This window comes from Bradyrhizobium mercantei (assembly GCF_001982635.1).
Classification (GTDB): Bacteria; Pseudomonadota; Alphaproteobacteria; order Rhizobiales; family Xanthobacteraceae; genus Bradyrhizobium; species Bradyrhizobium mercantei.
Window position 1 is genome coordinate 180,898 of sequence record NZ_MKFI01000005.1, and the last position, 26,326, is coordinate 207,223.

The window sequence follows — 26,326 nt, forward strand, 5'->3', positions numbered from 1 at the left end:
GCGTCGCACATCCAGGTTGAACTCGCGCCAGAGTTCGACCGCGCACGCGTTCTCCTTATTCTACTTGCCAGCTTGCGCGGGCGAAGGCAGCATCCTGTTGCCTGCGTCAGGTCAAGCGGCGGGTCAACGCGCGGGCAACAACGCGACAATCTCATAAAAAATGTGGAGGAAGACGTTATGACGCTCAATGTCTCACGACGATCCTTGCTCGCGCTTGGTGCCGGTCTCGGCGCCAGCACACTGCTCGGTAGCACCGCGCAGGCGCGCGCGCCGAAACTCGGCACACAGACTCCCTATTGGCACCGCTTCGAACTCGGCGATGCCGAAGTGACCGTCGTCTCCGACGGCCCGCTTCCGCTCGGCGATCCCTCCGGCACCTTCACCGGCGTGCCGAAGGAAGAGGTGAAGAAGATGCTCTCCGACAACTTCCTCTCGCCGGACAATGTCGTGCTCGAGCAGAACTCGCCGATCGTCAACATGGGCGACAGGCTGATCCTGTTCGATACCGGCATGGGCACGTCGCAACTGTTCGGCAAGACCACCGGCCGGCAGCAGAAGAGCATGCAGGAAGCCGGCATCAAGCCGGAGGATATCGACGCCGTCGTGCTGTCGCACGCCCACATCGATCATATCGGCGGCATTGTCGGCGCCGACGGCAAGCCGCTGTTCCCGAACGCACAGTACTACATCGCGCAGAGCGATCTCGAGTTCTGGACTGACGAAGGCAAGATGGGCAGCGGGCTGAAGGATTTCATCGTGCATGCCCGCAAGAACCTGCTGCCGGTGCGCGACCGCATCGTGTTCTTCAAGGATGGCCAGGAATTCCTGCCCGGCGTGACGGCGATCGCGGCTCCCGGCCACACCGTGGGCCACAGCATCTTCATGGTGAGCTCGGGCGGCAAATCCTTCGCCTTCCTCGGCGACCTCTCGCATCACGCGGTGCTGCTGCTGGAACGGCCGCGGATGGAGTTCTCCTACGACACCGATCCGAAGCAGGCCGCGGCGTCGCGGGTCAAGCTGCTGGAGATGCTGGCGGCGAACAAGACGGCGGTGATGTCCTATCACTTCGCCTGGCCGGGCTACGGCCACGTCGCCAAGGCCGGCGAGGGCTTCCACTACTATCCGGAGCCGATGCAGATGACGCTGTGACGGCTGACCATCCGGGGACGGCGCACGTCGCCCCCGGATGTTCTCTTAATGTTCTTGCGCTGGACGGTCCGTTCCGCTACCTTCGATTGCGGAAGACAGGGGCAGCATGGTCCAGCGGGTTTCTACCGTCGCATTCGAGGGCATCGAGGCCCGCGCGGTCGACGTGCAGGTGCAGGTCGCGCCGGGACTGCCGGCGTTCGCGATCGTCGGCCTGCCCGACAAGGCGGTGTCGGAGGCGCGGGAGCGGGTGCGCTCGGCGCTGATCGCCTCGGGCCTCGCGCTGCCCGCTCGCCGCATCACCGTCAACCTTGCGCCCGCCGACCTGCCCAAGGAGGGCAGCCATTACGACCTGCCGATTGCGCTCGGCCTGATGGCCGCCATCGGGGCGATCCCGCCGGATGCGCTCAGCGGCTTCACGGTGCTCGGCGAGCTCGGGCTCGACGGCTCGATCGCAGCCGTTGCCGGCGTGCTGCCGGCCGCGATCGGCGCCAATTCGCGCGACGAGGGGTTGATCTGTCCGGCCGCCTGCGGCTCGGAGGCCGCCTGGGCCAGCCCGGACATCCAGATCATCGCGGCGCACTCGCTGATCCAGATCGCCAATCACTTCAAGGGCACGCAGCTGCTGTCGCGGCCGCAGCCGAAGGTGCATGAGCGCGAGGAGGCGCTGCTCGACCTGCGCGACATCAAGGGCCAGGAAAGCGCCAAACGCGCGCTGGAGATCGCCGCCGCCGGCGGACATCATCTTTTAATGATCGGCTCGCCCGGCGCCGGCAAGTCGATGCTGGCGGCGCGGCTGCCCTCGATCCTGCCGCCGCTGTCGCCATCGGAGCTGCTCGAAGTCTCGATGATCGCCTCCGTCGCCGGCGAGATCCGCGACGGCGCCCTGACCGCGCGGCGTCCGTTCCGCAGCCCGCATCATTCCGCCAGCATGGCCGCGCTGACCGGCGGCGGCATGCGCGCCAAGCCCGGCGAGATCTCGCTCGCGCATCAGGGCGTGCTGTTCCTCGACGAACTGCCGGAATTCGATCCGCGCGTGCTGGATTCGCTGCGCCAGCCGCTCGAGAACGGCGAAGTCTCGGTGAGCCGGGCCAACCATCGCGTCACCTATCCGGCGCGCTTCATGCTGGTCGCGGCCATGAACCCGTGCCGCTGCGGCCACGCCTATGAGCCCGGCTATTCCTGCAAGCGCGGCCGGCTCGACCGCTGCACCGCCGATTACCAGATGCGGATCTCCGGTCCGCTGATGGATCGCATCGATTTGCGCATCGAGGTGCCCGCCGTGACCGCGGCGGACCTGATCCTGCCGCCGCCGGCGGAGGGCTCGGCCGAGGTCGCCGCGCGCGTCGCGGCGGCGCGCGACATCCAGCTGGCGCGCTATGCCGCAGCCGGCATGCCGCATGTCCGCACCAATGCGGAGGCGCCGAGCTCGCTGCTCGAGACCATCGCGCAGCCTGATGCGCATGGCCAGAAGCTGCTCCGCGAGGCGGCCGACAACATGCACCTCACGGCGCGCGGCTATCACCGCGTGCTGCGGGTGGCGCGCACGCTCGCCGATCTCGACGGCGCCGCTACGATCGGCCGGCTGCACCTCGCCGAAGCGCTGTCCTATCGTGCATTGGCCGACGATCTGCGTCGCGCGGCCTGACGAGAACCCAAGCCTGCTTCAACTCGCGGCTGAGTAGCGCGCGTCAACGTGACGGTAACCACTCTCATTTACGCTCCGCAAACCATAAGCACCGCGATCCGCGGCAAGCTTGGGTCGAGCGAGTTGTGTCATGTTGCGTTTGAAAGTTTTGGCCTCGGTGGTCCCGCTTGCCGTGGCCGCGGTATTTGCCCGCGCTGAATTCCTGCCGGGTCCCCGCCCCTGCATCGAGGTGGGCGGGACCACGATGCAGATCGCATCGGTGCCCTGGCTGGCCCAGCTTCACGTCAGCTTCACCGACGACCCCAGCCTTGCGACCGTCCGGGTCCAGATCGCCGAGAACGCCGACGCCGCCGACTTCACCGTGATCGACGACATCGACGACGCCGAGGCCGGCGCGTGCGAGAGCAGCGCGGTGCCGCAGCTGATCGGGATTTCCAGCGAACCGGCCGCAACCGGCCCCGTGATCTATCTTTCGCATGACGGTCCGTTCGACTACCGCGTCTACGTGCAGTCGAAGACGTTCTCGGTGCGCGATGCCGCGGCCCTGATCGTCAGCGCCCGCGGCGGACATCGCGGCCTCGAGGCAGCCTTGCACGAGCCTCGCGCGCGCGTCCGCGGCCAGACGCTGGCGGAGTTAACCTCGCGCTAACCCTGTTCCGAGGGCAGCGCGAAACGGCCATCAACTTCAAGCACTTTGCAAGGTGGCCGACGCATCGTCGTTGCCAGACCAAGCTATCTCAGGGCCACCATTGATGGGGCGTTTCTTCCGGATCAAGTTACGCCTTCGCCGCTTCCTGCGGCGCCATTCCTGGCTCGCGACGATCGTCCGTTCCTTCACGATCTTCTCGGTCGCATTCGGCGGCGCCTTCGGGTTCATTTCGGGCGCGCTCTCGCAGCACAGCGGCTACGACCCCAATACATTCGCGATCGGGGTCAGCTTCCTGTTCGCGCTCGCCTGCCTCTGGATCGTGACGCTCGGCATCCGCCTGCGGCTGATGCGCAGGAGGCTGCGCACCATCGCCACGCACAATGAGGCAATGGCCGACCGCAACTGGGAACTCCAGGAGGCCGAGCAGCGCGCCGGCAAGCTGTTCGAGGCGCAGGGCGATTTGATCGTGCTGCGCGACCTCGAGGGACGCATCACCTATGCCAACGACGCCTATTGCGAGCTCGCCCAGGTCTCGCGCGACAATTTGATCGACAGCACCGCCACGCTGACCGTGCTGGAGCAGGGCGACACCGCGCTCGAGCCCAGCGGGACCCGCGTCTACGACCAGAAGGTCGAGGGACCGCTCGGGCCGCGCTGGATCGCCTGGCGCGAAGGTCTCGTGCGCAACGACGCCGGCGCGCCCGCCGAGATGCAGAGCGTCGGCCGCGACGTCACCGACCGCACCGAGAGCGAGCGCGCGCTGGCCGAAGCGCGCGATCAGGCCGATGCGGCCAACCGCGCCAAATCGCGCTTCCTTGCAATGGCGAGCCACGAGATCCGCACGCCGCTGAACGGCATCATCGGCATGAGCGGACTGCTGATGGATACCCAGCTGACACCGGAGCAGACGACCTACGCCAAGGCGGTCAAGACATCCGGCGACGCGCTGCTCGCGCTGATCGAGGAGCTGCTCGACTATTCCAAGATCGAAGCCGGCAAGATCGACCTCGAGCACCGCGCCTTTGCGCTGTCCGGCCTGATCGAGGACATCACCGAGCTGCTGGCGCCGCGCGCGCAAACCAAAGGCATCGAGATCGCCGCCTATGTCGACGAGCGGCTGCCGATCCAGGTGACGGGCGACGCCGCGCGGCTGCGTCAGGTGCTGCTCAACCTCGCCGGCAATGCCATCAAGTTCACGGCGAGCGGCGGCGTGGCGCTGATCGTCGAGCCCGGGATCTGGCCGAACGAGATCAGCTTCCTGGTTCGCGACACCGGCATCGGCATCGCACCGGAGGCGCAGCAGCGCATCTTCCGGGAATTCGAGCAGGCCGACGACCGCATCGCGCGCAGCTATGGCGGCACCGGTCTCGGCCTGTCGATCAGCGACCGCATCGTCAAGCGCATGGGCGGCCGCATCACGCTCGCCAGCACGCCGGGTGCGGGCTCAACCTTCGAGGTCTCTATCCCGCTGGCCGCCGCCGACACCGGCGAGGCCAACGGCTTCACCGCGCCCGACCTCACCAATCAGTCGATCATGCTGGTTGCGCCGCACAGCATCGAGGTTTCGCTGATCTCGCGACGGTTGCAGCGCTGGGGCGCGCAGACCTGCATCGTGTCGGATGCCAATGTCGCCGAGGCGCTACTGCCGGAGCGGAGCTGGCACGCGGTGCTGATCGACCACACGCTCGGCACGCCCGCCATGGAAGCGTTCGCCAGCGCCGCCCGCATCCATGCAATCCATCGCATCGTGATGGTCACGCCGGCAACGCGGCAGGATCTTGCGGCCGCCGAGACGGCTATGCTCACCGGCTATCTGGTCAAGCCGTTGCGCGCCTCGTCACTCGCCGCACGCCTGACCGCATCGCCCGAAATCGCCGCGCCAAGCCTTGTGATGCCAAGCCCGGGGGTGCCAGGCATTGCGATCGAGACTGCCACCGAGTCCGCGCCCACTGCGCCGGCGGCACCGCCGGACAAGGGGCTCTCGATCCTGGTCGCCGAAGACAATGAGATCAACGCGCTCCTGATGCGTTCGCTGCTCACCCGGCTCGGCCACAGCGTGGTCATCACGACCAATGGCGAGCAGGCGATGGAATCCTGGCTGTCGGCGACGTCAGCCGGCACGCCCTACGACATCGTGCTGATGGATATCCAGATGCCGCGCCTCAACGGCATCGAGACCACCAAGCAGATCCGCGCCCAAGAATCCGGCGGGCTGGCCGGCCAGTCCATCCGCCGGACCCCGATCCTGGCGCTAACGGCCAACACGCTGGTGGAAGACCGCTATGCCTGCTTCGAAGCCGGCATGGACGGCTTCCTGATCAAGCCGCTCGACCGCGAGAAGCTGGAAGAAGCGCTGGCCGGCCTCGCCGCTGCGCGACATATCGCGGCGTAACCAGCCAAAAACTCGATGTCGTCCCTGCGAAAGCAGGGACCTATAGCCACCGAATTTGGTTTTGCGACGCGCTGTGGCCACAGCCTGCGAATCGCAAACGGCTGTGGTGATGGGTCCCCGCGTTCGCGGGGACGACAGCTGTGATGTGGCAAGCTTGAGTGGCTAAGAATTACAGCCGGCGCAGCGCGACCGACTGCACCACGTGGTCGGCGCCCTTCTTCAGGATCAGCGTCGCGCGCGGACGGGTCGGCAGGATGTTGTCCTCGAGATTGGCGAGGTTGGTGCGCTCCCAGATCGCGATCGCGGTCGCGGTCGCTTCCTCGTCCGACAGCGGCGCGTAGCGGTGGAAGTAGGACCTCGGATCGGTGAACGCGGTGTCGCGCAGCGCCAGGAAGCGCTTGATGTACCACTCCCGCAGCACGGCCTCGTCGGCGTCGATATAGACCGAGAAATCGAAGAAGTCGGAGACGAACGGCACCGCCTTGCCGTCGCGCGGCAGCCGTCCGGTCTGCAGAACGTTGACGCCTTCGACGATCAGGATGTCGGGCTGGTCGATCTCGACCCATTTGTTCGGCACGATGTCGTAGGTCAGATGCGAATAGACCGGGGCGCGCACGCGGCGCCGTCCCGCCTTGATGTCGGAAAGGAACGACAGCAGCGTCGGCAGGTCGTAGCTCTCCGGAAAGCCCTTCTTCTGCATGATGCCCTGCCGCTCGAGCACGGCATTGGGAAACAGGAAACCGTCGGTCGTGATCAGGTCGACCTTCGGCCGCGGCGACCAGCGCGCCAATAGCGCCTGCAGCACGCGGGCGGTGGTCGACTTGCCGACCGCGACGGATCCGGCGACGCCGACGATGTAGGGCATCTTGCGATCGCGGATGTTGAGGAATTGGCGCTGCGAATAATACAGCCGCTGGGTCGCATCGACATAGGTCGAGAGCAGCCGCGACAGCGGCAGGTAGATGTCCTCGACCTCCTGCAAATCGAGGCGGTCGTGCATCGAACGCAGACGATCGAATTCGCCGGGCTCGAGCGTCATCGGCGTATCGTCGCGCAGATGCGACCATTGCTGGCGCGTGAAGATGCGGTAGGGGTTGTACTGCTGATCTGGTGCCCGGATGTCCATGAGGCCCTCCCCGTGATCAATCGCGCTTGCGCGACGCCTTCTCTTCCAGCCCCGACATCGCGGTGCGCTTCTCCAGCGCCGCCTCGACGTCCTCCAGCTTCACGCCGCGTGATTTCAACAGAACCAGCAGGTGAAACACGAGATCGGCACTTTCCGCGATCAGGTGATCGCGATTGTTCTCGACTGCGGCGATCACGGTCTCGACCGCTTCCTCACCCAATTTCTTGGCGCAATGCTCCGCGCCCTTGTCGAGCAGCTTGCGGGTGTAGGACGCCTCGCCGCCCGTTGCAGCACGGGCATCGATGGTGGCGGCCAAATCATGGACCGTGAAACGCGACATCAACTCAACTCAAGCATGCGCAGCGGCACCGCCAGGGTGCCATCCCTAAGTTGGGACTTAGCATTTTTGTGACAAGGAGTCCCAGACCACTCTGTTTCCGGACCATGCATCAGGGATCGAGGCGCATCGGCAGGCCGGCGCGCACCATGTGATCCTTGGCCTGGCGGATGGTGAATTCCCCGAAGTGGAAGATCGACGCCGCCAGCACGCCGGTGGCGTGACCCTCGCGGACGCCGTCGACCAGATGATCGAGATTGCCGACGCCGCCGGAGGCGATAACCGGTACGGGGACACTGTCCGCGATCGCCCGGGTCAGCGGCAGGTCAAAACCCTGCCGCGTGCCGTCGCGGTCCATCGAGGTCAGTAGGATTTCGCCGGCGCCGAGCGAGACGACCTCCTGGGCATATTCGATGGCGTCGATCCCGGTGGCATTCCGTCCACCATGGGTGAAGATCTCCCAGCGGTCCGAGCCGCCGGCGCGCTTGACCCGCTTGGCGTCGATCGCGACCACGATGCACTGCTCGCCGTATTTCTCGGCGGCTTCCTTGACGAATTCGCGCCGGCTGACCGCCGCCGAATTGATCGAGACCTTGTCAGCGCCTGACCGCAGCAGGGTCTTGATGTCGTCGACCGTGCGGACGCCGCCGCCCACGGTCAGCGGCATGAAGCAGGCTTCCGCCGTCCGCCGCACCACGTCCAGGATGATGCCGCGGTTTTCATGGGTGGCGGTGATGTCGAGGAAGGTGAGCTCGTCGGCACCGGCGGCGTCATAGGCGATCGCGGCCTCGACCGGATCGCCGGCGTCGCGCAGATCGACGAAGTTGACGCCCTTGACCACGCGCCCGTCCTTGACGTCGAGACAGGGGATCACGCGAACCTTGAACATGTCTCTGTCTCCTAAGCCGCGCTGCGGATCAGCTTGAGCGCGGCGGCGGGATCAAGCCGACCGTCATAGAGCGCGCGGCCGACGATGGCGCCGGCGAGCTTCTTCGCCCGCGGCTCCAGCAACGCCTTGACGTCGTCGATCGAGGCAAAGCCGCCCGAAGCGATCACCGGGATCGAGATGCGGTCGGCGAGGCCGACGGTGGCGTCGAGGTTGAGGCCCTTGAGCAGGCCGTCGCGCGCGATGTCGGTGAAGATGATCGCGGCGACGCCGGCATCCTCGAAGCGCTGCGCGATCTCGAGCGCGGTCACATGCGAGGTCTCGGCCCAGCCTTCGACCGCGACCTTGCCGTCGCGGGCATCGAGGCCCACCGCGACGCGGCCGGGGAATTTCTTCGCCGCACCCTTCACGAGCTCGGGATCGCGCACCGCCGCGGTGCCAATGATGACGCGGGTGATGCCCTTGTCGAGCCAGGCCTCGATGGTCGCGAGGTCGCGGATGCCGCCGCCGAGCTGCACCGGCATGGTGACGGCCTTCAGCATCGCCTCAACCGCGTGGGCGTTCATCGGCTTGCCGGCGAAGGCGCCGTCGAGGTCGACGACGTGGAGATATTCGAAGCCCTGCGCGGCGAAGCTCCTCGCCTGCGCCGCCGGATCGAGATTGAACACGGTGGCGCGCGCCATGTCGCCCTGCTCGAGGCGCACGCACTGGCCGTTCTTCAGATCAACCGCTGGAAAGAGGATCACGGCTTCCACTTCAAGAAATTGGAGATCAAAGCGAGGCCGAAGCGCTGGCTCTTCTCGGGGTGAAACTGGGTGCCGATCGCGGTGTCCTTGGCCACGATCGCGGTCACCGGCCCGCCATAGTCGGCGCGCGCCAGCACGTCCGCCTCGTTGGCGGCATTGAGGTGATAGGAGTGCACGAAATAGGCGTGACGTCCCTTCGGTCCGAGCGGCAGCCGCTCCAGCACCGGGTGCTCGCGCACCATGTCGAGCGTATTCCAGCCCATGTGCGGGACCTTGAGGCTCTCGTCGCGCGGCTCGATCTTCTCGACGTCGCCGCCGATCCAGTTGAAGCCCTCGGTGATCACGTGCTCCTTGCCGCGCGTCGCCATCAGCTGCATTCCGACGCAGATGCCGAAGAACGGCCGCGCCTTGACCCGCACCGCCTCGGTGAGTGCTTCCAGCATGCCGTCGACCGCGTCGACGCCGCGGCGGCAATCGGCGAACGCGCCAACACCGGGCAGCACGATGCGATCGGCGCGATACACCGCGTCGGGATCGCGCGTCACCTTGATGGCTTGCGGATCCTCCATGCTGCGCGCGGCGCGCTCGAACGCCTTCGCCGCCGAATGCAGATTGCCGGAGCCGTAATCGATGATTGCAACGGTCATCGCGATCCTCCTGGCTCTGGAAACAGTCCGATGATGCCGCCCTGCGGCATCGGCGGGGGTTTTGAGAATGATTGACCCGGAACGTCGCGGGTCGGCGGCGGCCCGCCGCGATCGACCGACCGCTGGTCGTTGAGGGCGCCGCGATGCCGCGCGGTCCAGCGCTCGAAGAAGCGGTGCTCGGCGGCCTCCACATTGTCGGCGACGACGATGTCGAGCTGGCGCCATTTGCGCCGCGACAGCGTCCAGCGCTGCAAGGTTGCCGCCTCCAGCCCGATCAGCACCATCAACACCAGGTCGATGAGCAAGATCGCGCCACGGCCGATCCCGAGCTTGGCGAGCGCATAATCGATCGCGAAGGTGATGACGAGCCAGCCGATCAGCGCCAGCCACAGCCTGTTCCAGGCGAGCCAGATCACGCCGGCAACCGCGGCCCAGAAATGGAAGCCGTCGCGCACGAAGACGAACTTGTCGGTCGCCGCGAGATCGGCGCCGTTGGCCACGGGGGCATGCACTGTATAGACCGGCATCGAACGCTCCGCCGAGGATGGACTTTTACTTACCGCATGATCTCCGGGAAGACCGGTACCACCGTTTCCGGATCATGCTCCCGGGATCAGCCGCCGAGCTGACCCTTGGTCGAGGGCACTTCGCCCTGGGCGCGCGGATCGATCGCGACCGCGGTCCGGAGCGCCCTCGCCAAACCTTTGAAACAGGATTCGGAGATATGATGGCTGTTCTCGCCATATAGGGTCTCGACGTGGAGAGTCACGCCGGCGTTCATCGCGAAGGCGTTGAACCATTCGCGCACCAGCTCGGTGTCGAACTCGCCGATCTTGTCGCGCGGGAACTCGACCTTGAACACCAGCACCGGGCGGCCGGAAATGTCGATCACGACGCGCGACAGCGTCTCGTCCATCGGCATGTGGATCGAGGCGTAGCGGGTGATGCCGGCCATGTTGCCGAGCGCCTGCTTCACGGCCTGCCCGAGCGCGATCCCGACGTCTTCGGTGGTGTGGTGGTAATCGACATGGAGGTCGCCATCCGCCTTCACCGTGATGTCGATGCGCGAATGCCGGGCCAGGAGATCGAGCATATGGTCGAAGAAGCCGATCCCGGTCGAAACCGTGGATACGCCCGCTCCGTCGAGGTTGACCGTCACCTCGATGTCGGTCTCCTTGGTCTTGCGCTTGATGGTTGCCGTGCGCATGAAGATTGAGCTTTCCCGTGCCGAAAACGCCGGTCTTTTAACAGGCTGATGTCACCTTCGCTACTGCGGGATGACCCCGAAATGACCCAACTTCAGGCCATGGTGACCGGAAATCCTTGCTGGTCTAATTCTGACGCGTTTTCTTCACGCGAACCGGTGCCCACTTCGCTCGAAAACGCTCTGGTTTGGCCCCGATTGTAACCCCCTGCCCGACCGCCTAAATCTGCCCGGAAGAGAGGTAACCTATGCAAGCATCCCAAAATGAGCTGCCGGTCTGGCATGGCACCACGATCTGCACGGTCCGCAAGGGCGGCAAGGTGGTGATCGGCGGCGACGGGCAGGTCTCGATCGGCCAGACCGTGATCAAGGCCAACGCCAAGAAGGTCCGCCGGATCGGCAAGGGTGACGTGATCGGCGGCTTTGCCGGCGCCACCGCCGACGCCTTCACCCTGTTCGAACGGCTGGAAAGCAAGCTGGAGCAATATCCGGGGCAGCTGACCCGGGCGGCCGTCGAGCTCGCCAAGGACTGGCGGACCGACCGCTATCTGCGCCGGCTGGAGGCCATGATGATCGTGGCCGACAAGGACGTCTCCCTGGTGCTGACCGGCACCGGCGACGTGCTGGAGCCCGAATCCGGGGTGATGGCGATCGGTTCCGGCGGCAATTATGCCCTCGCCGCGGCCCGCGCGCTGGTCGATACCGACAAGGACGCCGAGACCATCGTCCGGCGTGCGCTGGATATCGCCGCCGACATCTGCGTCTACACCAACCGGAACGTGACGATCGAGACGATCGGCGGCTGAGCATGGCCGGCTCCTACCATTTCCGGCCGATGACGCCGGCTGACCTGGCGCAGATCCGGCGGTGGCTGGCGCTGCCGCATGTCCAGGAGTGGTGGGGCGATCCGGCCGAGCAATATGCGCTGGTCAGCGGCGACCTCGACGAGCCGGCGATGGACCAGTTCATCGTCGCAACCGATGCGTCCGATTTGGGCTACATCCAGTGCTACGATCTGACGGCGTGGAATTCCGGCTTCGGCGACCAGCCGGTGGGCACCCGCGGCATCGACCTCTTCATCGGCGCGCCCGACATGATCGCGCGCGGCCATGGCTCGGCACTGATCCGCGCCTTTGCCGATGATCGGCTGGCGCAAGGTGCGCCGCGCATCGTTACCGATCCCGATCCGGCCAACGCGCGGGCGGTGCGCGCCTATGCGAAAGCGGGCTTTCAGAAGGCCGGAAGGGTCGATACGCCTGACGGGCCGGCGCTGCTGATGGTCCGCGACGCATGACGCTCGCGCCCAAGCCCGCGATTGGCATTTCAGCATGGCAATGGCTCGCGATGGCCGTCGCGCTGCTCGCACTGCAGGCGGCACTGCTCTATGCGATGGGCCGGTTGCCGATCTGCGCCTGCGGCTATGTCAAGCTCTGGCACGGCACGGTTCAGAGCTCGGAGAATTCGCAGCACATCGCCGATTGGTACACGCTGTCGCACATCGTGCATGGCCTGCTGTTCTATGGGCTGACCTTCCTCGTGCTGCCGCGGCTTTCCTGGCCGGGGCGGCTGATTGTCGCGATGCTGATCGAGGGCAGCTGGGAGCTCGTCGAAAACTCCAACTGGATCATCGAGCGCTACCGCGCCGGCACGATCTCGCTGGACTATTACGGCGACACCATCGTCAATTCGGTGTCGGACACGCTCGCGATGGTTCTCGGCTTCCTGCTGGCGCGCAAGCTGCCGATCGCCGCAACAGTGGCACTCGGAGTTTTGTTCGAAATCGTGATGCTGCTCCACATTCGCGACAATCTGACCCTGAACATCATCATGCTGATCCACCCGTTCGAGGCGATCAGGCAGTGGCAGGCCGGGCCGCCCCTTCTATAGACTGCCGCTTGCCGAGACCGCCATTTCAACCTAGCTAAAGCCAATGACTCACTTCTCCCCCCGCGAAATCGTTTCTGAACTTGATCGCTTCATCGTCGGCCAGACCGACGCCAAGCGCGCGGTGTCGATCGCGCTGCGCAACCGCTGGCGGCGGCTGCAGCTGGCCGGTTCCCTGCGCGAGGAGGTTCTGCCCAAGAACATCCTGATGATCGGGCCGACCGGCGTCGGCAAGACCGAGATCGCGCGGCGGCTGGCCAAGCTCGCCGGCGCGCCGTTCCTCAAGGTCGAGGCGACGAAATTCACCGAGGTCGGCTATGTCGGCCGCGACGTCGAGCAGATCGTCCGCGACCTCGTCGAGGTCGCGATCGCGCAGACCCGCGAACGCAAGCGCAAGGACGTCCAGGCCCGCGCCCAGCTCGCCGCCGAGGAGCGCGTGCTGGATGCGCTGGTGGGCCCGGGATCGAGCCCGGCGACGCGCGAATCGTTCCGCAAGAAGCTGCGCGCCGGCGAGCTCAACGACAAGGAGATCGAGATCGAGACGCAGTCGGGCGGCAGCGGCATGCCGATGTTCGAGATCCCCGGCATGCCCGGCGCCCAGATGGGCGCGATCTCGCTCGGCGACATCTTCGGCAAGATGGGCGGACGCAGCAAGACCCGCCGCCTGACCGTGGAAGGCTCGCACGAGATCCTCGTCAACGAGGAATCCGACAAGCTGCTCGACACCGACCAGCTGGTGCAGGAGGCGATCAACGCGGTCGAGAACAACGGCATCGTGTTCCTCGACGAGATCGACAAGATCTGCGTGCGCGAGAACCGCGCCGGCGGCGATGTCTCCCGCGAGGGCGTGCAGCGCGACCTGCTGCCGCTGATCGAAGGCACCACGGTCTCGACCAAGCACGGCGCAGTCAAGACCGACCACATCCTGTTCATCGCCTCCGGCGCCTTCCACATCGCCAAGCCGTCGGACTTGCTGCCGGAGCTGCAGGGCCGCCTGCCGATCCGCGTCGAGCTGCAGGCGCTGACCCGCGACGACATGCGCCGGATCCTGACCGAGCCGGAAGCGTCGCTGATCAAGCAATATGTCGCGCTGATGAAGACCGAGGGCGTCACGCTCGACATCACCGACAACGCGATCGACGCGCTGGCCGACGTCGCGGTCGCGGTCAATTCCACGGTCGAGAACATCGGCGCGCGGCGGTTGCAGACCGTGATGGAGCGGGTGCTCGACGAAATCTCCTTCACCGCCCCCGATCGCCACGGCGAGACCATCCAGGTCGACGCCGACTACGTGACCAAGCATGTCGGCGACCTCGCCAAGAACGCCGATCTGAGCCGGTTTATTTTGTAGGCGGCCCCGCTAAGATCGTCGTCCCTGCGAAAGCAGGGACCCATAACCACCGGCACCCGTCGTTGAAGCAAGCTGCAGCACCAGTCCCTGTCAAACGCGGACCTGTGGTTATGGGTCCCGGCTCGCGCGGAGTTTATCATCGGGCGGCGCTTCGCGCCGACCCGGTGGCTTGGCCGGGACGACGATGAGTTTGAAGCAAGGATGGTGGCAAAACCCCTGGCGCTTGATGCTGGCCGTCAACGCGGCCGTGCTGGTCGGGGTGTTCCTGCACAAGATCGCGCTGCCGCCATTCGTCCCCTACATCCACTTGCTGGTCGACTATCACTACGGCTTCACCAAGCGCGCGCTGGTCGGCGCGATCGTGTCGCTGTTCACCGACAAGGTGCCGGTGTGGCTGGTGTTCGCGCTGGCCGGCGCGATCTGGCTGCTGACACTCGCCCTGTTCGTCAAGCTGTTCCGCCGCACCTTCGGCTTCGACGGTGCGCATTGGCCGCTGTTCGTCTTCATGGCGGGATCGCCGTTCTTCCTGAAGAACTTCATGCACACGCTCGGCCATTTCGACATCTATGGCTGTGCATTGGCCATCGTGCTGCTGCTGATCCCGGCGCGCTCGGTCATGTACGTGATGATCGCAGCAACGTTCTCGATCGTGCTGATCCTGATCCACCACATCTTCGTCCTGATGTACGTGCCGACGATCGCCGCGATCGTGGTGACGCGCTTCTACCTCGTGCAGGCCGCCACGCCGCGAAACATCGCCATCGGGCTGGTCGCGCTCGCGGCGGTCGGCATCCTGTTCCTGGTCACGCAATTCGCCGGCACGGTCGACGTGCCCTATGACGAATTCCTCCGCCACCTGCAAAGCCGGATGGCCGATCCGTCACGCACCGACCTGCTTCAGTTCGGCTACATCTGGTACCAGCCGCTGTCGAAGGAGTTCGCCGACACCTGGGCGCGGATGCCCTCGAACATCCTGGGCGTGCCGGTGTTTGCGCTCTTGATCTGGTTGCACACGCCGCTGTGGCGCTATTTCGCGCGGCTGATCGGCGCGCTCGCGAATGAGATGCATCGCCGGATCGTGTTCGCCGCGCTCGTTGTGATCAGCGCCGGCTATCTCGTGATGTTCGTGACCGTGTTCGACTATTCGCGCTGGATCTCGAACTGGGCGGTCTGCATGTTCCTGATGCTGCACGCTGTGAAGATGCTGCCGGCGTCGAAGGACGTGCCGCCGATCCCATCCGACGATCGCAGAACAACGGTCCTCGGCTGGATCGTCACGCTGATCCCGCGCGTCGGGATCGTCAGACCCTTTTAGACTCAGCGCGCGCGCCGCACGCGCACATAGAGCGCGCCCTCGCCGCCATGGCCGATATGCGCTTCCTCGAAGCCGACCACCAGCGAGCGGAATTCCGGCAGGCTGAGCCATTCCGGCACCTGGCGGCGCAACACGCCGCGTTCAGACTCCAGCCCGCCGACCTTGCCCTTGCCGGTGATGACGAGCACGAAGGTGAGCCCGTCTGAATGCGCGCGCTGCAGGAAGGCAAACAGCACGCGATGCGCACGCATCTGGGTCATGCCGTGCAGATCGAGCCGCGCATCGATCTCCTGCCGGCCGCGCGACAATTTTGCGCGGTCGCGGCGGCCGATCGGCGCCAGCGGCGGCACCTGCGGTCGCAGCGCCGGCGCAGCCTTGACCGATGTGACCGGCTTGACCGGGATAGGCTTTGCAGTGGCGTGATGAATAGCCGGGTCAGGCGGGGCGGCATGCGGCTTCGCAACGGCCGCTCGCTTGCGCAGCGGCTTGACCTGCTTCGCGACGCTTTCCCAGAGCGCACGCTCCTCCTCGCTCAGCGCACGCTTGCGCCGCGACGGAGCGGACAGGTCGGGGATCGGCGCGGGTCGTTTCATTGCTCGCGGTGATGGCGATAGCGCCGGAAGCGCCGCTTCTCCGGTTGCGGAATGTCGGGCCGGGCGACCGGCAACGGCACCGGTTCTGCCACAGGCGCGGCCTGCGCGACAGGGGTCGATGCCGTTGCAGCAGCGGGCGCGGCATCCTTGTTCGCAGCCGGGTTCTTGGCGGCTCCATTGCCGGCGTCTTTTGTCTCGGCGTTTGCCCCGGCTTTCGCAACGGTCCCCGTCGGCACATCGGCAGGCTTCGCCGCCGGTTTATCCTTCTGCGGATCGGTCTGCGGAAACAGCTTCGCGATCCTGGCCGAGGGCCGCTCCTCCGGAACAGGCAGCTTGTGTCCGCGCGCGACGGGGTCGAGCCCCTTCGGCACCAGCATCACGAACTGCATGTTGTGCCGCAGCCGGCCCGAGACCTTTCCGGCGTCGGCGCCGGCGCCGAAATAGAGATCGGCGCGCGCCGGGCCGACGATCGCAGAGCCGGTGTCCTGCGCGATCATCAGCCGGTGGAACGGCGTCTTGGACTGCTCGGATTCGATCGGCAACTGGCCCGCGATGAAGAACGGCGTGCCATAGACGTGCAGCGCCTTGTCGACCGCGATCGAGCGGCCCGGCGTCAGCGGCACGCCCTGTGCGCCGACGGCTTCGTCCTTGTCGGACAGCGGCACCTCGCGGAAGAACACGTAGGCACGGTTCTGCCGCCGCACCTCGTTGGCGCCCTCGGGGTTCTGCTCCATCCATTCCCTGATCTTCTGCATCGACATCTGGTCCCTCGGAATGATGCCGCGGTCGATCAGGACGCGTCCGACCGCCGTATAGGGATAGCCATTATGCGCGTCGTAATTGATGCGCAGCGTGGTGCCGTCCTCGAGCTTGATCCGGGCCGAGCCCTGGATCTGGGCGAACAAAAGATCGGTCTGGCTCTTCAGCCAGCAGATCTCGAGCCCGCGGCCGGCGATCGCGCCGTCCTCGATCTGGGCGCGGTCGTAATAGGGCACGAGCTTGCGCCGGCCGATCTTGCGATAGACAGGGCCGCTGTTCGGCAGGCCGACCGACGCTTGCGTCTTGCCGCGCACGAACAGGTTGGACGGCCGGCGATAGACCGGAACGTTGTAGACGTCGGTCTGCGTCTTCGAGCCGTCGAGCACCGGCTCGTAATAGCCGGTGACGAAACCGGCATCCTCGCCGAGCCGCGAGATGCGCAGCGGCACGAAATTCTGCTCGAAGAATTGCTTCGCCTTGCTGCCGTCGGCGAGATCGAGCCCCTTGGCGATCCGGCACGGATCGCGCAGCGAGCTGCCGAGCGCCTTCGAATCCGCGGGCGCCCCCTGCTGGGCCGCGATCGGCTTGCAGCTGGTGCGGAACGCCTTGTAGGCGGCGAGATGATCGTCGTCGTTCCAGCCGGCGACGTTGGCCCAGGTCAGCGGCTCATACTGGCTGCCGCTGACCTGCAGCGGCAATTCCAGGTTGGGATAGGGAATCGGGTGGGACTGCTCGTGCCGCGGCGGAGGATGCCGGCTCGACCGGTAGCGCGCGGCAATCGCCGCGGTGGAACACAGCACCGCGAGCGCGCAGCACGCGACCGCGAGGCGCCCGTAGCTGAGATGTTTAGTGAGCGCTTCCAGTGCCAACCAGCTTCCAGTTCGGATCGCGGGAAGTCGAGTCGCGGGCGAATGTCCAGATGTCGGTGATGTCGGCGACCTTGTCCGGGCTGCCGTCGACGATGGTGCCGGACTTGTCGCGCGTCACCGAGATCATCTGCGACACGAAGCGGACGGTCAGCTGGGTCGAGCGATCGCGCGTCTCCGCGCTGACGATCTCGGCCTTGTCGATCGAAACGAAGCGCGTCTCGGTCTTCTGCTCGTGCTTCTCGCGATCCTTGATCGCGGCCTCGAAGCTCTCATAGACCTCCGTCGACAGCAGGTCGCGCAGCGCACGGCGGTCGCCATTGGCGAAGGCCAGCACGATCATTTCATAGGCCGAGCGGGCGCCTGAGAGGAAATGCCGCGGATCGAACGAGGAATCCTGGGCGGCCACGGCGTCGAGACCCTGCGCCAGCGACGTGCCGGGCTCGGCGATGCCCTTCCAGCGTTCCGCAGGCTCGACCGGCTCGGCGGGCGCGGCCGGAGCCGGCTGGTCGATCACCGATCCCGGGATCGGGACCACGTTGTTGTCCTGGCCGCGCTGCAGGACGTTGGGTGCTGCACGATCATACGGCGGCCGCTCGCTTCCCGTGCGCTGTCCGAGAACGCTGCGCAGGCGCAGGAAGATAAACACGGCCAGCGCCAGGAAGATGATGGTGTAGATATCCACGTCGAGTTCGCTTTCTGGTCTCTGCCGGCAACTGGCCGGACATCAAAGCGTTCCCGGTCGGGAACGGCAGAGATTACATCACCGATTGAGTCCGCAGCATGTAGGCACGAAACTATGCCCGGCCAATGGCGCTTTTTGGCACGGGCAAGTGTAGCGCGTTTTGACCCCGGGGGGAAACCCGTTCCTTCCCGGAAATCGCGCATCTTCAATAATTTAGGAAGACGTTAAGAGATTGGGCGGAGTTGCGCTCGCAAGCCCCTTGCCGGCCATTTGGTCGCAAGGCCCCGGGACGCGCCCGCTCGTCGTCCTTGTGGACCGAGCCGGGCCTATGATAGCCACTCGCCGGCATCGGCATTCCAAACACCTTAAACGCGTGCCGTCGGACATTCTGTCCCGAGCGCCGCTCCAGGAGACATTTCATGACCAATGGCAACGGCGCCCCCCTCGACCAGGCCGCTCCCCAGCTCAACGTGCTGGCGCAGTACACCAAGGATCTGTCGTTCGAGAACCCGAATGCGCCGGCCTCGCTCGGCCCGCAGCAGCAGCAGCCGGCGATCAACATCCAGATCAACGTCTCGGCCAACAACCTGTCGGACAATGAGTACGAGGTGATCCTCTCGATCGAGGGCAAGGCCGAGACGGCTGGCAAGGTGATGTTCAGCTTCGATCTTGCCTACGCCGGCGTGTTCCGGATCGTGAACGTGCCGCAGGAGAACCTGCACCCGCTGGTCATGATCGAGTGCCCGCGGCTCTTGTTCCCGTTCGCGCGCGAGATCGTCGCGACCTCGGTGCGCGACGGCGGCTTCCCGCCCTTGCTGCTCGACCCGGTCGATTTCGTCGGTCTGTACCGCCAGAACATGGAGCGGCAGGCCGCCGCCCAGGCCGCCTCGGGCGTCAAGCCGAGCTGATCCGGGTACCGTCATTGCGAGCGAAGCGAAGCAATCCATCGCGCCACGAGCGCAGAGATGGATTGCTTCGTCGCTTCCGCTCCTCGCAATGACGACGGGGCGAAGCGCCACAGCCTCAAGATATAACCGAAGATATCAAGCCGCCGGGGCTTCAGCAGGCGCTGGCGGCGGCAGATAATCGTTCCAGATCGGCTTGTCGCCGAGCGTGGCGACGAAGGCCCTGTGGGCTTCGCGATCCGCGTCGCTGACCCGCGCGAAGAGCGGCGTCTCACGCTGCCGCCGCGGCATATCGCTATGGCTGCCCGCACGCGCATCCGAGCTTTCCGACGCCAGGATGAGCTGCGACTGCCGCGCGCCGATCAGGTCGATATAGACCTCGGCCAGCAGCTCGGCGTCGAGCAAGGCGCCGTGCTTGGTGCGGCGGGAATTGTCGATCTGATAGCGCGAGCAGAGATCGTCGAGCCGGTTCGACACACCGGGATGCTTGCGTCGCGCCAGCAGCAGCGTATCGACCAGCCGGTCCTTCGGGATCGCCTTCCGCTTGATGCGGTCGAGCTCGGCATTGATGAAGCTGATGTCGAACGAGGCGTTGTGGATCACCAGCGGCGTGTCGCCGATGAAGGCCAGGAACTCGTCGACCACTTCAGTGAACAGCGGCTTGGAGGCCAGGAACTCGGTCGACAGCCCGTGCACGTTGAACGCTTCCGCCGGCATGTCGCGTTCCGGATTGATGTAGACGTGGTAGGTCTGCCCCGTCGGCATGCGGTTGAAGATCTCGACGCAGCCGATCTCAACCAGCCGGTCGCCGCGCAGCGGATCGAGGCCAGTGGTTTCGGTATCGAGAACGATTTCGCGCATGACGTGGGGATATCCGGAAGGCTGCGCGAATCAGGCGCGCCGCATCGGCATCTTAACAACCTCGGCCAGAATGTCGCGGATGCGCGCCCGCACCGGATCAAGTCCGTGCGAGGTATCCACTATGAAATCCGCACGTTTGCGCTTCTCGGCGTCGGGCATCTGCTTGGCGATGATGGCATCCAGCTTGGCGGCATCCATGGTGCCGCGCGCCAGCACGCGCTCGCGCTGCAGTTCCGGCGAGGTGGTGACCACGACGACAGCATCGACCCGCTTCTCGCCGCCGGTCTCGAACAGCAAAGGTATGTCGACGACGACGATCGGGTTGCCTGCGGCTTCCGCGTCGGCAAAGAATTTCTGGCGCGATGCACCGAGCATCGGATGCACGATCTGCTCGAGCTGCTTCATCGCCGCCGCATCGTGCACCACGCGTGCCGACAGCTTTGCACGATCGACCTTGCCGTCCGTGGTGGTGCCGGGAAACGCGGCCTCGATCGCCGGTGCCGCTTCGCCTTCGTAGAGCTGATGCACGGCCGCATCGGCGTCGTACACCGGCACGCCGGCCTCCATGAACAATTTGGCCGTGGTGGATTTCCCCATCCCGATCGAGCCGGTCAGTCCCAGAATCAGCATCGCATCAACATCGGTTCAGTATCTCTCCGTCGCGCCTCAACATTACACCGCGAGCAGCTTCTCACCACGCAGGAACGCCAGCAGCGACAATAGCGGCAGGCCGAGGATGGTGAAATGGTCGCCTTCGATCCGCTCGAACAGATGCACGCCGAGGCCTTCGAGCTGGTAGGCGCCGACGCTGGTCGTCACCGCCGTCCCGGCCTGGTCGAGATAGGCCTCGATCTCGCCGGCGGCGAGCCGCCGCATGGTCATGCCGGCCACGCTCACATCGTCGAACAGGGTTTTGCCATCGCGGGCAACCGCGACGGCGGAATGCAATTCATGGGTCTCCCCGGCGAGCCGGCCGAGCTGCTCGGCAGCCTGCACGCGGCCGGCGGGCTTGCTGAACATGAGCTGCCCCAGCGCCAGCGTCTGATCGGCACCGATGACATATTGACCCGGCTTCTGCCTGGAGACGAACAGCGCCTTCTCGCGCGCCAGCAGCGAAGCGATCTCGCCGGGCGCCGCAAGCCCGGAATTTTTCTGCACTGCGCGTTCATCGATATCGGCCGGCAGCGCCTCGAACTCGAGACCAGCATTCTCCAGCAGCATTTTTCGCGCACGGCTTTGCGACGCAAGGATCAGCTTCTGTGGGCCGCGCCAGATACTCATGATGTGGCGATCACTCCGGCGGCCGCGCGCGCTGGCGGTCATTGTAGAGCTTCATGATCGCGGCCGCGGTCTCCTCGATCGAGCGACGCGTCACGTCGAGCAGCGCCCAGTTGAATTTCGCGCTCAGTCGTCGCGCAAACGCGACCTCGTCGGCCACCGCCTGCTTGTCGATATAGGTGTCGTTGTCGCGGTCGCCCATCGTCAGCAGGCGGTTTTGCCGGACCTGGATCAAGCGCTCGGGCGTCGCATGCAGGCTGACCACCAGGGGCTTCTTCAGGGTCTCGAGCTGGTGCGGCAGCGGAATGCCCGGCACCAGCGGCACGTTTGCGGTGCGGATGCCGCGGTTGGCGAGATAGATCGAGGTCGGCGTCTTCGAGGTGCGGGACACCCCGACCAGCACGACGTCGGCCTCCTCGAGGCCTTCGACATGCTGACCGTCGTCATGGATCATCGTGTAGTTCAGCGCGTCGATCCGGCTGAAATATTCCGCGTTGAGCACATGCTGCGCGCCGACGCGGCCGGTCGTCGCGGCACCCAGATACGCCTCGAACAATTGCATGACCGGCCCGATGATCGACAGGCTCGGAACGTTGATCTCCTTGCACTTGCCCTCGAGCCGGCCGACCAGATCCTTCTCCAGCAGCGTGAACAGCACGATGCCGGGTGATTCCTCGATCTCGTCGAGCACGCGATCGAGCTGCTTCTGGCTGCGCACCAGCGGATAGACATGCTCGACCGCGGTCACGTTGGCGTATTGCGCGGCGACCGCGCGCGCCACGGTGATCAGCGTCTCGCCGGTCGAATCAGACACCAGATGCAGGTGGAAGTAATTGGAAGTCGTCGGCACCAGAGCCCCTGTCTATCCTGTGAATCCCTGTGGAGGTCGAGGAGAAGAATCCGGGTCCGCCGCCCGGCCCGTGAATATCTCATCCGTTTCTTCACAGCACCTCGCGAAAGGATAAGTCGACGTCACCGGCAGGATGATAGTGAACCGGTGTGGATTTGTCTCTTCATAAGCTGGCCACAGAGCTGCGCAACCAATTGAGTCCCGCGACAGATTCCGGATATCCGCCCCTGCCCGCCAAAATGTTGAGGGATGTGAACAAGCCGGCAAGAACCGCTGGACCGGCTTGCATGAGTCAAATTCACCGCCATTAAGACTCAAACCTTAGATTCTAAAATTAATTAGGTTTAGGAGAGCCGTGTGTGCGGATATGTATCCGTCCCTCGCTTGCGAAGCTTTGCTCGCAAGGCTGAGCCCGCCCGAGTTGTTCCCTGACGAGCTGTTCCCAGAAAGGCATCGCTGCGATGTTGTATGACTGGATCAAGGCGCTGCACATCATTGCCGTCATCTCCTGGATGGCAGGCATGCTCTATCTGCCGCGGCTGTTCGTCTACCATTGCGAGGCCGAGGCCGGCTCGAAGCAGTCCGAGACCTTCAAGGTCATGGAGCGGCGGCTTTTGAAGGCGATCATCAACCCTGCGATGATCGTGACCTGGCTCGCCGGGCTTTATCTGGTCTGGGCCGGACACTGGTACCTATCGGGCTGGTTTCACGTCAAATTCATGCTTGTGCTGATCATGTCGGGTATCCACGGCTTTTTGTCCCGCTGCGTGAAAGATTTCGCCGCCGACCGGAATCAGCGAACCCAGAAATTCTATCGTATTATCAATGAGGTGCCGACACTCCTGATGATCCTGATCGTGATCATGGTGGTCGTGAAGCCGTTCTAGACAGCGCGATGTCCAGGACGCATGCTTCAGTCCTTCTTGCGAAGGGCGAATCGATTTTCTATATAGGATTTATCCCACCCCACGCAGGCGGATGTGGTCGCGTTCCGGTTCTTTTCGGGCCGGCGCCGCATCAGGTTTGAAAGCCCAAACGGCACTTTCCTGGCTGAGACCTGCGGACCTTCCTTTGGCGTCCGCTTTTTCCATAGCCACCTCGCACCCCTTCCCTACCTACTTCCTCACAGGACGACCCCAATGCGGGAAATCAAACTCCAGGACCTCAAATCGAAAACGCCGGCCGAGCTCGTCTCGTTTGCGGAAGAGAACGGGGTCGAGAATGCCAGCACCATGCGCAAGCAGGAGCTGATGTTCGCTATTCTCAAGCAGCTCGCGATCGCCGAGACAGACATTATCGGTGAAGGCGTTGTCGAGGTGCTGTCCGACGGCTTCGGCTTCCTTCGTTCGCCCGATGCGAACTACCTGCCCGGCCCCGACGACATCTACGTTTCGCCGTCGCAGATCCGCCGTTTCGGCCTGCGCACCGGCGATACGATCGAAGGCCATATTCGCAGCCCGAAGGAAGGCGAACGCTATTTCGCGCTGCTGAAGGTCAACACGCTCAATTTCGAAGACCCGGAAAAGTCGAAGCACAAGGTCAATTTCGACAACCTCACGCCGCTGTTTCCCAATCAGCGTTTCCGCATGGAGCTCGAGGATTCCACCAAGAAGGACCTTTCCGCCCGCGTGATCGATATCGTCGCGCCGATCGGCAAGGGCCAGCGCGCACTGATCGTGGCGCCGCCGCGCACCGGCAAGACGGTGCTGATGCAGAACATCGCGCACTCCATCACCGCCAATCATCCCGACTGCTATCTGATCGTGCTGCTGATCGACGAGCGTCCGGAAGAAGTCACCGACATGCAGCGCTCGGTGAAGGGCGAGGTGGTGTCGTCGACCTTCGACGAACCCGCCGTGCGCCACGTCCAGGTCGCCGAGATGGTGATCGAGAAGGCCAAGCGCCTCGTCGAGCATGGCCGCGACGTCGTGATCCTGCTCGATTCGATCACCCGCCTCGGCCGCGCCTACAACACCGTCGTGCCGTCATCCGGCAAGGTGCTGACCGGCGGTGTCGACGCCAACGCGTTGCAGCGCCCGAAGCGGTTCTTCGGCGCCGCGCGCAACATCGAGGAGGGCGGTTCGCTGACCATCATCGCGACCGCGCTGGTCGATACCGGCAGCCGCATGGACGAAGTCATCTTCGAAGAGTTCAAGGGCACCGGTAACTCCGAACTGATCCTCGACCGCAAGGTCTCGGACAAGCGGACCTTCCCGGCGATCGATATTGCCCGCTCCGGCACCCGCAAGGAGGAGCTGATCACAGATCCGCAGGTGCTGAAGAAGATGTACGTGCTGCGCCGCATCCTCAATCCGATGGGCACCATGGACGCGATCGACTTCCTGCTCGACAAGCTCCGGAACACGAAGAGCAACTCGGAATTCTTCGATTCGATGAACACCTGAGGTCACAGCCGAAGAGAGCCGAAGAGAACAGGGCGCTCCGCACAAGCGGGGCGCCTTTTTCATGCTGCGGGTTTGCTGCAGCGGAGCGCAGCATCAGGCGAGCCGGTTTGGTTCGCTGAATATTCACATAACTATCTGATATAGTTTATGTTTATATCCTATAGCGGTGTCCAAGGCCGACATTTGCGCAGCAAAATTGCCGCGAGGATGCCGCACTGAAATCCGACATGCTGCATCGCAGCATATTGCGGTGCTGCCTGCGAAACCGAAGCGGCATTGCGTTTGCCGATTTGCTGGAGGAAATAGGCGATGCATCCGCGCGATCAGACCATCTTCGCATTGTCCTCCGGACGGCCACCGAGCGCGATCGCCATTGTCAGGCTGTCTGGTCCAATGGCCGAATCGGTCATTGGAGGATTGGCGGGCAAAACGCCGCCGCCGCGGATGGCGACCCGGGCGCTGCTACGCGATTCGAAAAGCCAGCCGATCGACGACGCGGTCGTGCTCTGGTTCCCTGGTCCGGCGAGTGCGACCGGCGAGGACGTCGCCGAATTTCATGTCCATGGCGGGCGCGCGGTTTTGTCGGCCGTGTTCGACGCCATCGCGGCATTCGACAATGTGCGGCCGGCCGAGCCCGGCGAGTTCACCCGGCGGGCATTCGAGAACGGCAAGCTCGACCTGACCGAGGCCGAAGGTCTCGACGACCTGATCCACGCCGATACGGATCGCCAGCGGCGTCAGGCGCTGCGCCAGTTGAAGGGGCTGCTCGGCGATCGTGCGCGTGACTGGCGCGAGCGGATCATCTCGGCGTCGGCGCTGCTCGAGGCCGGCATCGATTTCTCCGACGAGGGCGATGTGCCGGCGGAACTGATCGCGCCGGCGCTCGAGCGGATTCGGGCGCTGCATGACGAGATCAAGGACGTGCTTGCGGGGCAGGGCCAAGGTGAACGGCTGCGCGACGGTCTGGTGGTCGCGATCGCCGGTCCGCCGAATGTCGGCAAATCGACCCTGATCAATCAGCTGGCCAAGCGCGAGGTCGCGATCGTCTCGCCGCATGCCGGCACCACCCGCGACGTGATCGAGGTGCAGCTCGACCTCGACGGTTATCCCGTTACGGTCATCGACACCGCCGGGATCCGCGAGACCAGCGACCCTGTGGAGCAGGAGGGTGTTCGTCGCGCCCGGGCCCGTGCCGCTGAGGCCGACCTCGTGCTCTGGCTGGCCGACAATGGCAACGCAAAGGCCGGCCATAGCGGCGGGGTGCCGACCTGGCTGGTGCGAAACAAGATCGACCTTGTCCGGACCTTGCCGGGTGAGGGAGGCAGCCAGCCCGAATTCAGGATCTCGGCCGCCCGCGGCGATGGCCTCTCAGAGCTGATTGCCGCACTGGTCGGTTTCGCCCATGACTATTTTGGAACCAGCGAAGGCGGTTTGATCAGCCGGACCCGGCAGCGCCAGTTGCTCCAGGAGACCGTTGAATCGCTCCAACGCTGCATCGATGTGGTCGGGCAGGGCGAGGAGCTGGCGGCCGAGGAGCTCCGCCGGGCCGCCACTTCACTCGGCCGTCTGCTCGGCCGGGTCGATGTCGAGGACATCCTGGATGTCATCTTCCGCGAGTTCTGCGTCGGGAAGTAGATGAGACCGGAGCTGTTTCACGTGAAACATGGTTTCTGGTTGGTTAAGGCCCCCGCTCGTTTCACGTGAAACAATTGGCGCCGCACGATCGCGCTGTTTCACGTGAAACAATCTCGCCCGTCATTGCGAGCCCACCCAAGCAATCCATATTTCGCTGG

Annotated in this window: 27 protein-coding genes; 13 read left to right on the plus strand and 14 right to left on the minus strand. The window is 64.8% G+C overall.

Features of this window, described 5'->3' with window-relative positions; translation table 11 throughout:
- The first annotated feature begins 177 nt into the window (after positions 1–177).
- The 4 genes from BI327_RS23560 to BI327_RS23575 all read left to right on the plus strand — a co-directional run bounded on the left by BI327_RS23560 (position 178) and on the right by BI327_RS23575 (position 5,835).
- Positions 178–1,149 carry an MBL fold metallo-hydrolase gene (locus BI327_RS23560; protein ID WP_076863472.1) on the plus strand — a complete coding sequence of 324 codons (972 nt, stop codon included), beginning with the start codon at positions 178–180 and terminating at the stop codon, positions 1,147–1,149.
- Between the two features lie 106 nt (positions 1,150–1,255).
- On the plus strand, positions 1,256–2,794 hold the full coding sequence (locus tag BI327_RS23565) for a YifB family Mg chelatase-like AAA ATPase (RefSeq protein WP_076863474.1): 1,539 nt from the start codon (positions 1,256–1,258) through the stop codon (positions 2,792–2,794).
- 130 nt (positions 2,795–2,924) lie between these two features.
- Complete coding sequence (locus BI327_RS23570) at positions 2,925–3,443, plus strand: hypothetical protein (RefSeq protein WP_076863476.1); 519 nt, start codon at positions 2,925–2,927, stop codon at positions 3,441–3,443.
- 103 nt (positions 3,444–3,546) lie between these two features.
- A complete protein-coding gene (locus BI327_RS23575) occupies positions 3,547–5,835 on the plus strand; it encodes a PAS domain-containing hybrid sensor histidine kinase/response regulator (RefSeq protein ID WP_076863478.1) in 2,289 nt (762 codons plus the stop codon).
- 169 nt (positions 5,836–6,004) lie between these two features.
- Here BI327_RS23575 and coaA read toward each other — a convergent pair whose 3' ends face one another.
- The 7 genes from coaA to hisB form a co-directional block, all read right to left on the minus strand.
- The gene (gene coaA / locus BI327_RS23580) at positions 6,005–6,961 is read right to left on the minus strand and encodes a type I pantothenate kinase (protein ID WP_076863481.1); all 957 of its coding nucleotides are present in this window, start codon (positions 6,959–6,961) and stop codon (positions 6,005–6,007) included.
- Positions 6,962–6,977: 16 nt separating this feature from the next.
- A complete protein-coding gene (locus tag BI327_RS23585) occupies positions 6,978–7,301 on the minus strand; it encodes a phosphoribosyl-ATP diphosphatase (RefSeq protein WP_076863483.1) in 324 nt (107 codons plus the stop codon).
- A 109-nt stretch (positions 7,302–7,410) separates the two neighbouring features.
- On the minus strand, positions 7,411–8,187 hold the full coding sequence (gene hisF, locus BI327_RS23590; RefSeq protein ID WP_076863485.1) for an imidazole glycerol phosphate synthase subunit HisF: 777 nt from the start codon (positions 8,185–8,187) through the stop codon (positions 7,411–7,413).
- Between the two features lie 11 nt (positions 8,188–8,198).
- A complete protein-coding gene (gene hisA, locus BI327_RS23595; RefSeq protein ID WP_076864249.1) occupies positions 8,199–8,930 on the minus strand; it encodes a 1-(5-phosphoribosyl)-5-[(5-phosphoribosylamino)methylideneamino]imidazole-4-carboxamide isomerase in 732 nt (243 codons plus the stop codon).
- Positions 8,927–9,577 carry an imidazole glycerol phosphate synthase subunit HisH gene (gene hisH, locus BI327_RS23600; RefSeq protein ID WP_076863487.1) on the minus strand — a complete coding sequence of 217 codons (651 nt, stop codon included), beginning with the start codon at positions 9,575–9,577 and terminating at the stop codon, positions 8,927–8,929. Before hisH ends, hisA begins: the two co-directional genes overlap by 4 nt.
- Positions 9,574–10,104, minus strand: coding sequence for a DUF2628 domain-containing protein (locus tag BI327_RS23605; RefSeq protein ID WP_076863489.1), 531 nt, complete (start codon positions 10,102–10,104; stop codon positions 9,574–9,576). The genes hisH and BI327_RS23605 overlap by 4 nt, the downstream gene beginning before the upstream one ends.
- 86 nt (positions 10,105–10,190) lie before the next feature.
- Positions 10,191–10,784, minus strand: coding sequence for an imidazoleglycerol-phosphate dehydratase HisB (hisB, locus tag BI327_RS23610; RefSeq protein ID WP_021078165.1), 594 nt, complete (start codon positions 10,782–10,784; stop codon positions 10,191–10,193).
- Between the two features lie 245 nt (positions 10,785–11,029).
- Here hisB and hslV point away from each other — a divergent pair, with 245 nt between their 5' ends.
- The 5 genes from hslV (at position 11,030) to BI327_RS23635 (ending at position 15,331) form a co-directional block, all read left to right on the plus strand.
- Positions 11,030–11,587: an ATP-dependent protease subunit HslV gene (hslV, locus tag BI327_RS23615; RefSeq protein WP_024583062.1), complete on the plus strand. Its 558-nt coding sequence runs from the start codon at positions 11,030–11,032 to the stop codon at positions 11,585–11,587.
- 2 nt (positions 11,588–11,589) lie between these two features.
- Positions 11,590–12,075 (plus strand): GNAT family N-acetyltransferase, encoded by a 486-nt coding sequence (locus BI327_RS23620; protein ID WP_076863491.1) that lies wholly within the window; start codon positions 11,590–11,592, stop codon positions 12,073–12,075.
- Entirely contained in the window at positions 12,072–12,668 is a 597-nt protein-coding gene (locus tag BI327_RS23625) for a DUF2585 domain-containing protein (RefSeq protein ID WP_076863493.1), read from the plus strand. Before BI327_RS23620 ends, BI327_RS23625 begins: the two co-directional genes overlap by 4 nt.
- Before the next feature lie 43 nt (positions 12,669–12,711).
- Entirely contained in the window at positions 12,712–14,016 is a 1,305-nt protein-coding gene (hslU, locus tag BI327_RS23630) for an ATP-dependent protease ATPase subunit HslU (protein ID WP_016841472.1), read from the plus strand.
- A gap of 184 nt (positions 14,017–14,200) precedes the next feature.
- Positions 14,201–15,331, plus strand: a complete 1,131-nt coding sequence (locus tag BI327_RS23635) for a hypothetical protein (RefSeq protein WP_076864250.1) — start codon at positions 14,201–14,203, stop codon at positions 15,329–15,331.
- A gap of 2 nt (positions 15,332–15,333) precedes the next feature.
- Here BI327_RS23635 and BI327_RS23640 read toward each other — a convergent pair whose 3' ends face one another.
- The 3 genes from BI327_RS23640 to BI327_RS23650 are packed head-to-tail and all read right to left on the minus strand — an operon-like array spanning position 15,334 to position 18,234.
- On the minus strand, positions 15,334–15,924 hold the full coding sequence (locus BI327_RS23640) for a Smr/MutS family protein (protein WP_076863495.1): 591 nt from the start codon (positions 15,922–15,924) through the stop codon (positions 15,334–15,336).
- Positions 15,921–17,552, minus strand: a complete 1,632-nt coding sequence (gene mltA / locus BI327_RS23645; RefSeq protein ID WP_394329883.1) for a murein transglycosylase A — start codon at positions 17,550–17,552, stop codon at positions 15,921–15,923. Before mltA ends, BI327_RS23640 begins: the two co-directional genes overlap by 4 nt.
- Positions 17,530–18,234 (minus strand): Tim44/TimA family putative adaptor protein, encoded by a 705-nt coding sequence (locus BI327_RS23650; RefSeq protein WP_076863497.1) that lies wholly within the window; start codon positions 18,232–18,234, stop codon positions 17,530–17,532. The genes mltA and BI327_RS23650 overlap by 23 nt, the downstream gene beginning before the upstream one ends.
- A gap of 419 nt (positions 18,235–18,653) precedes the next feature.
- Here BI327_RS23650 and secB point away from each other — a divergent pair, with 419 nt between their 5' ends.
- Complete coding sequence (gene secB, locus BI327_RS23655) at positions 18,654–19,142, plus strand: protein-export chaperone SecB (protein WP_076863499.1); 489 nt, start codon at positions 18,654–18,656, stop codon at positions 19,140–19,142.
- Positions 19,143–19,277: 135 nt separating this feature from the next.
- Here secB and dnaQ read toward each other — a convergent pair whose 3' ends face one another.
- From dnaQ to BI327_RS23675, 4 genes are read right to left on the minus strand one after another with little or no spacing between them, the layout of a single operon-like run.
- Complete coding sequence (gene dnaQ / locus BI327_RS23660; protein WP_076863500.1) at positions 19,278–20,000, minus strand: DNA polymerase III subunit epsilon; 723 nt, start codon at positions 19,998–20,000, stop codon at positions 19,278–19,280.
- Positions 20,001–20,030: 30 nt separating this feature from the next.
- On the minus strand, positions 20,031–20,630 hold the full coding sequence (gene coaE / locus BI327_RS23665) for a dephospho-CoA kinase (RefSeq protein WP_076863502.1): 600 nt from the start codon (positions 20,628–20,630) through the stop codon (positions 20,031–20,033).
- Between the two features lie 42 nt (positions 20,631–20,672).
- The gene (locus BI327_RS23670) at positions 20,673–21,281 is read right to left on the minus strand and encodes a Maf family protein (RefSeq protein ID WP_076864252.1); all 609 of its coding nucleotides are present in this window, start codon (positions 21,279–21,281) and stop codon (positions 20,673–20,675) included.
- A gap of 10 nt (positions 21,282–21,291) precedes the next feature.
- Positions 21,292–22,128: a pyruvate, water dikinase regulatory protein gene (locus BI327_RS23675; protein ID WP_050425362.1), complete on the minus strand. Its 837-nt coding sequence runs from the start codon at positions 22,126–22,128 to the stop codon at positions 21,292–21,294.
- Between the two features lie 464 nt (positions 22,129–22,592).
- On the opposite strand from BI327_RS23675, the gene hemJ reads away from it, so the two are divergent.
- The 3 genes from hemJ to mnmE all read left to right on the plus strand — a co-directional run bounded on the left by hemJ (position 22,593) and on the right by mnmE (position 26,168).
- On the plus strand, positions 22,593–23,015 hold the full coding sequence (gene hemJ / locus BI327_RS23680; protein ID WP_076864253.1) for a protoporphyrinogen oxidase HemJ: 423 nt from the start codon (positions 22,593–22,595) through the stop codon (positions 23,013–23,015).
- A 252-nt stretch (positions 23,016–23,267) separates the two neighbouring features.
- Positions 23,268–24,533 carry a transcription termination factor Rho gene (rho, locus tag BI327_RS23685; protein ID WP_021078151.1) on the plus strand — a complete coding sequence of 422 codons (1,266 nt, stop codon included), beginning with the start codon at positions 23,268–23,270 and terminating at the stop codon, positions 24,531–24,533.
- A gap of 309 nt (positions 24,534–24,842) precedes the next feature.
- Entirely contained in the window at positions 24,843–26,168 is a 1,326-nt protein-coding gene (gene mnmE / locus BI327_RS23690) for a tRNA uridine-5-carboxymethylaminomethyl(34) synthesis GTPase MnmE (RefSeq protein ID WP_076863503.1), read from the plus strand.
- The last annotated feature ends 158 nt before the right edge of the window (positions 26,169–26,326 follow it).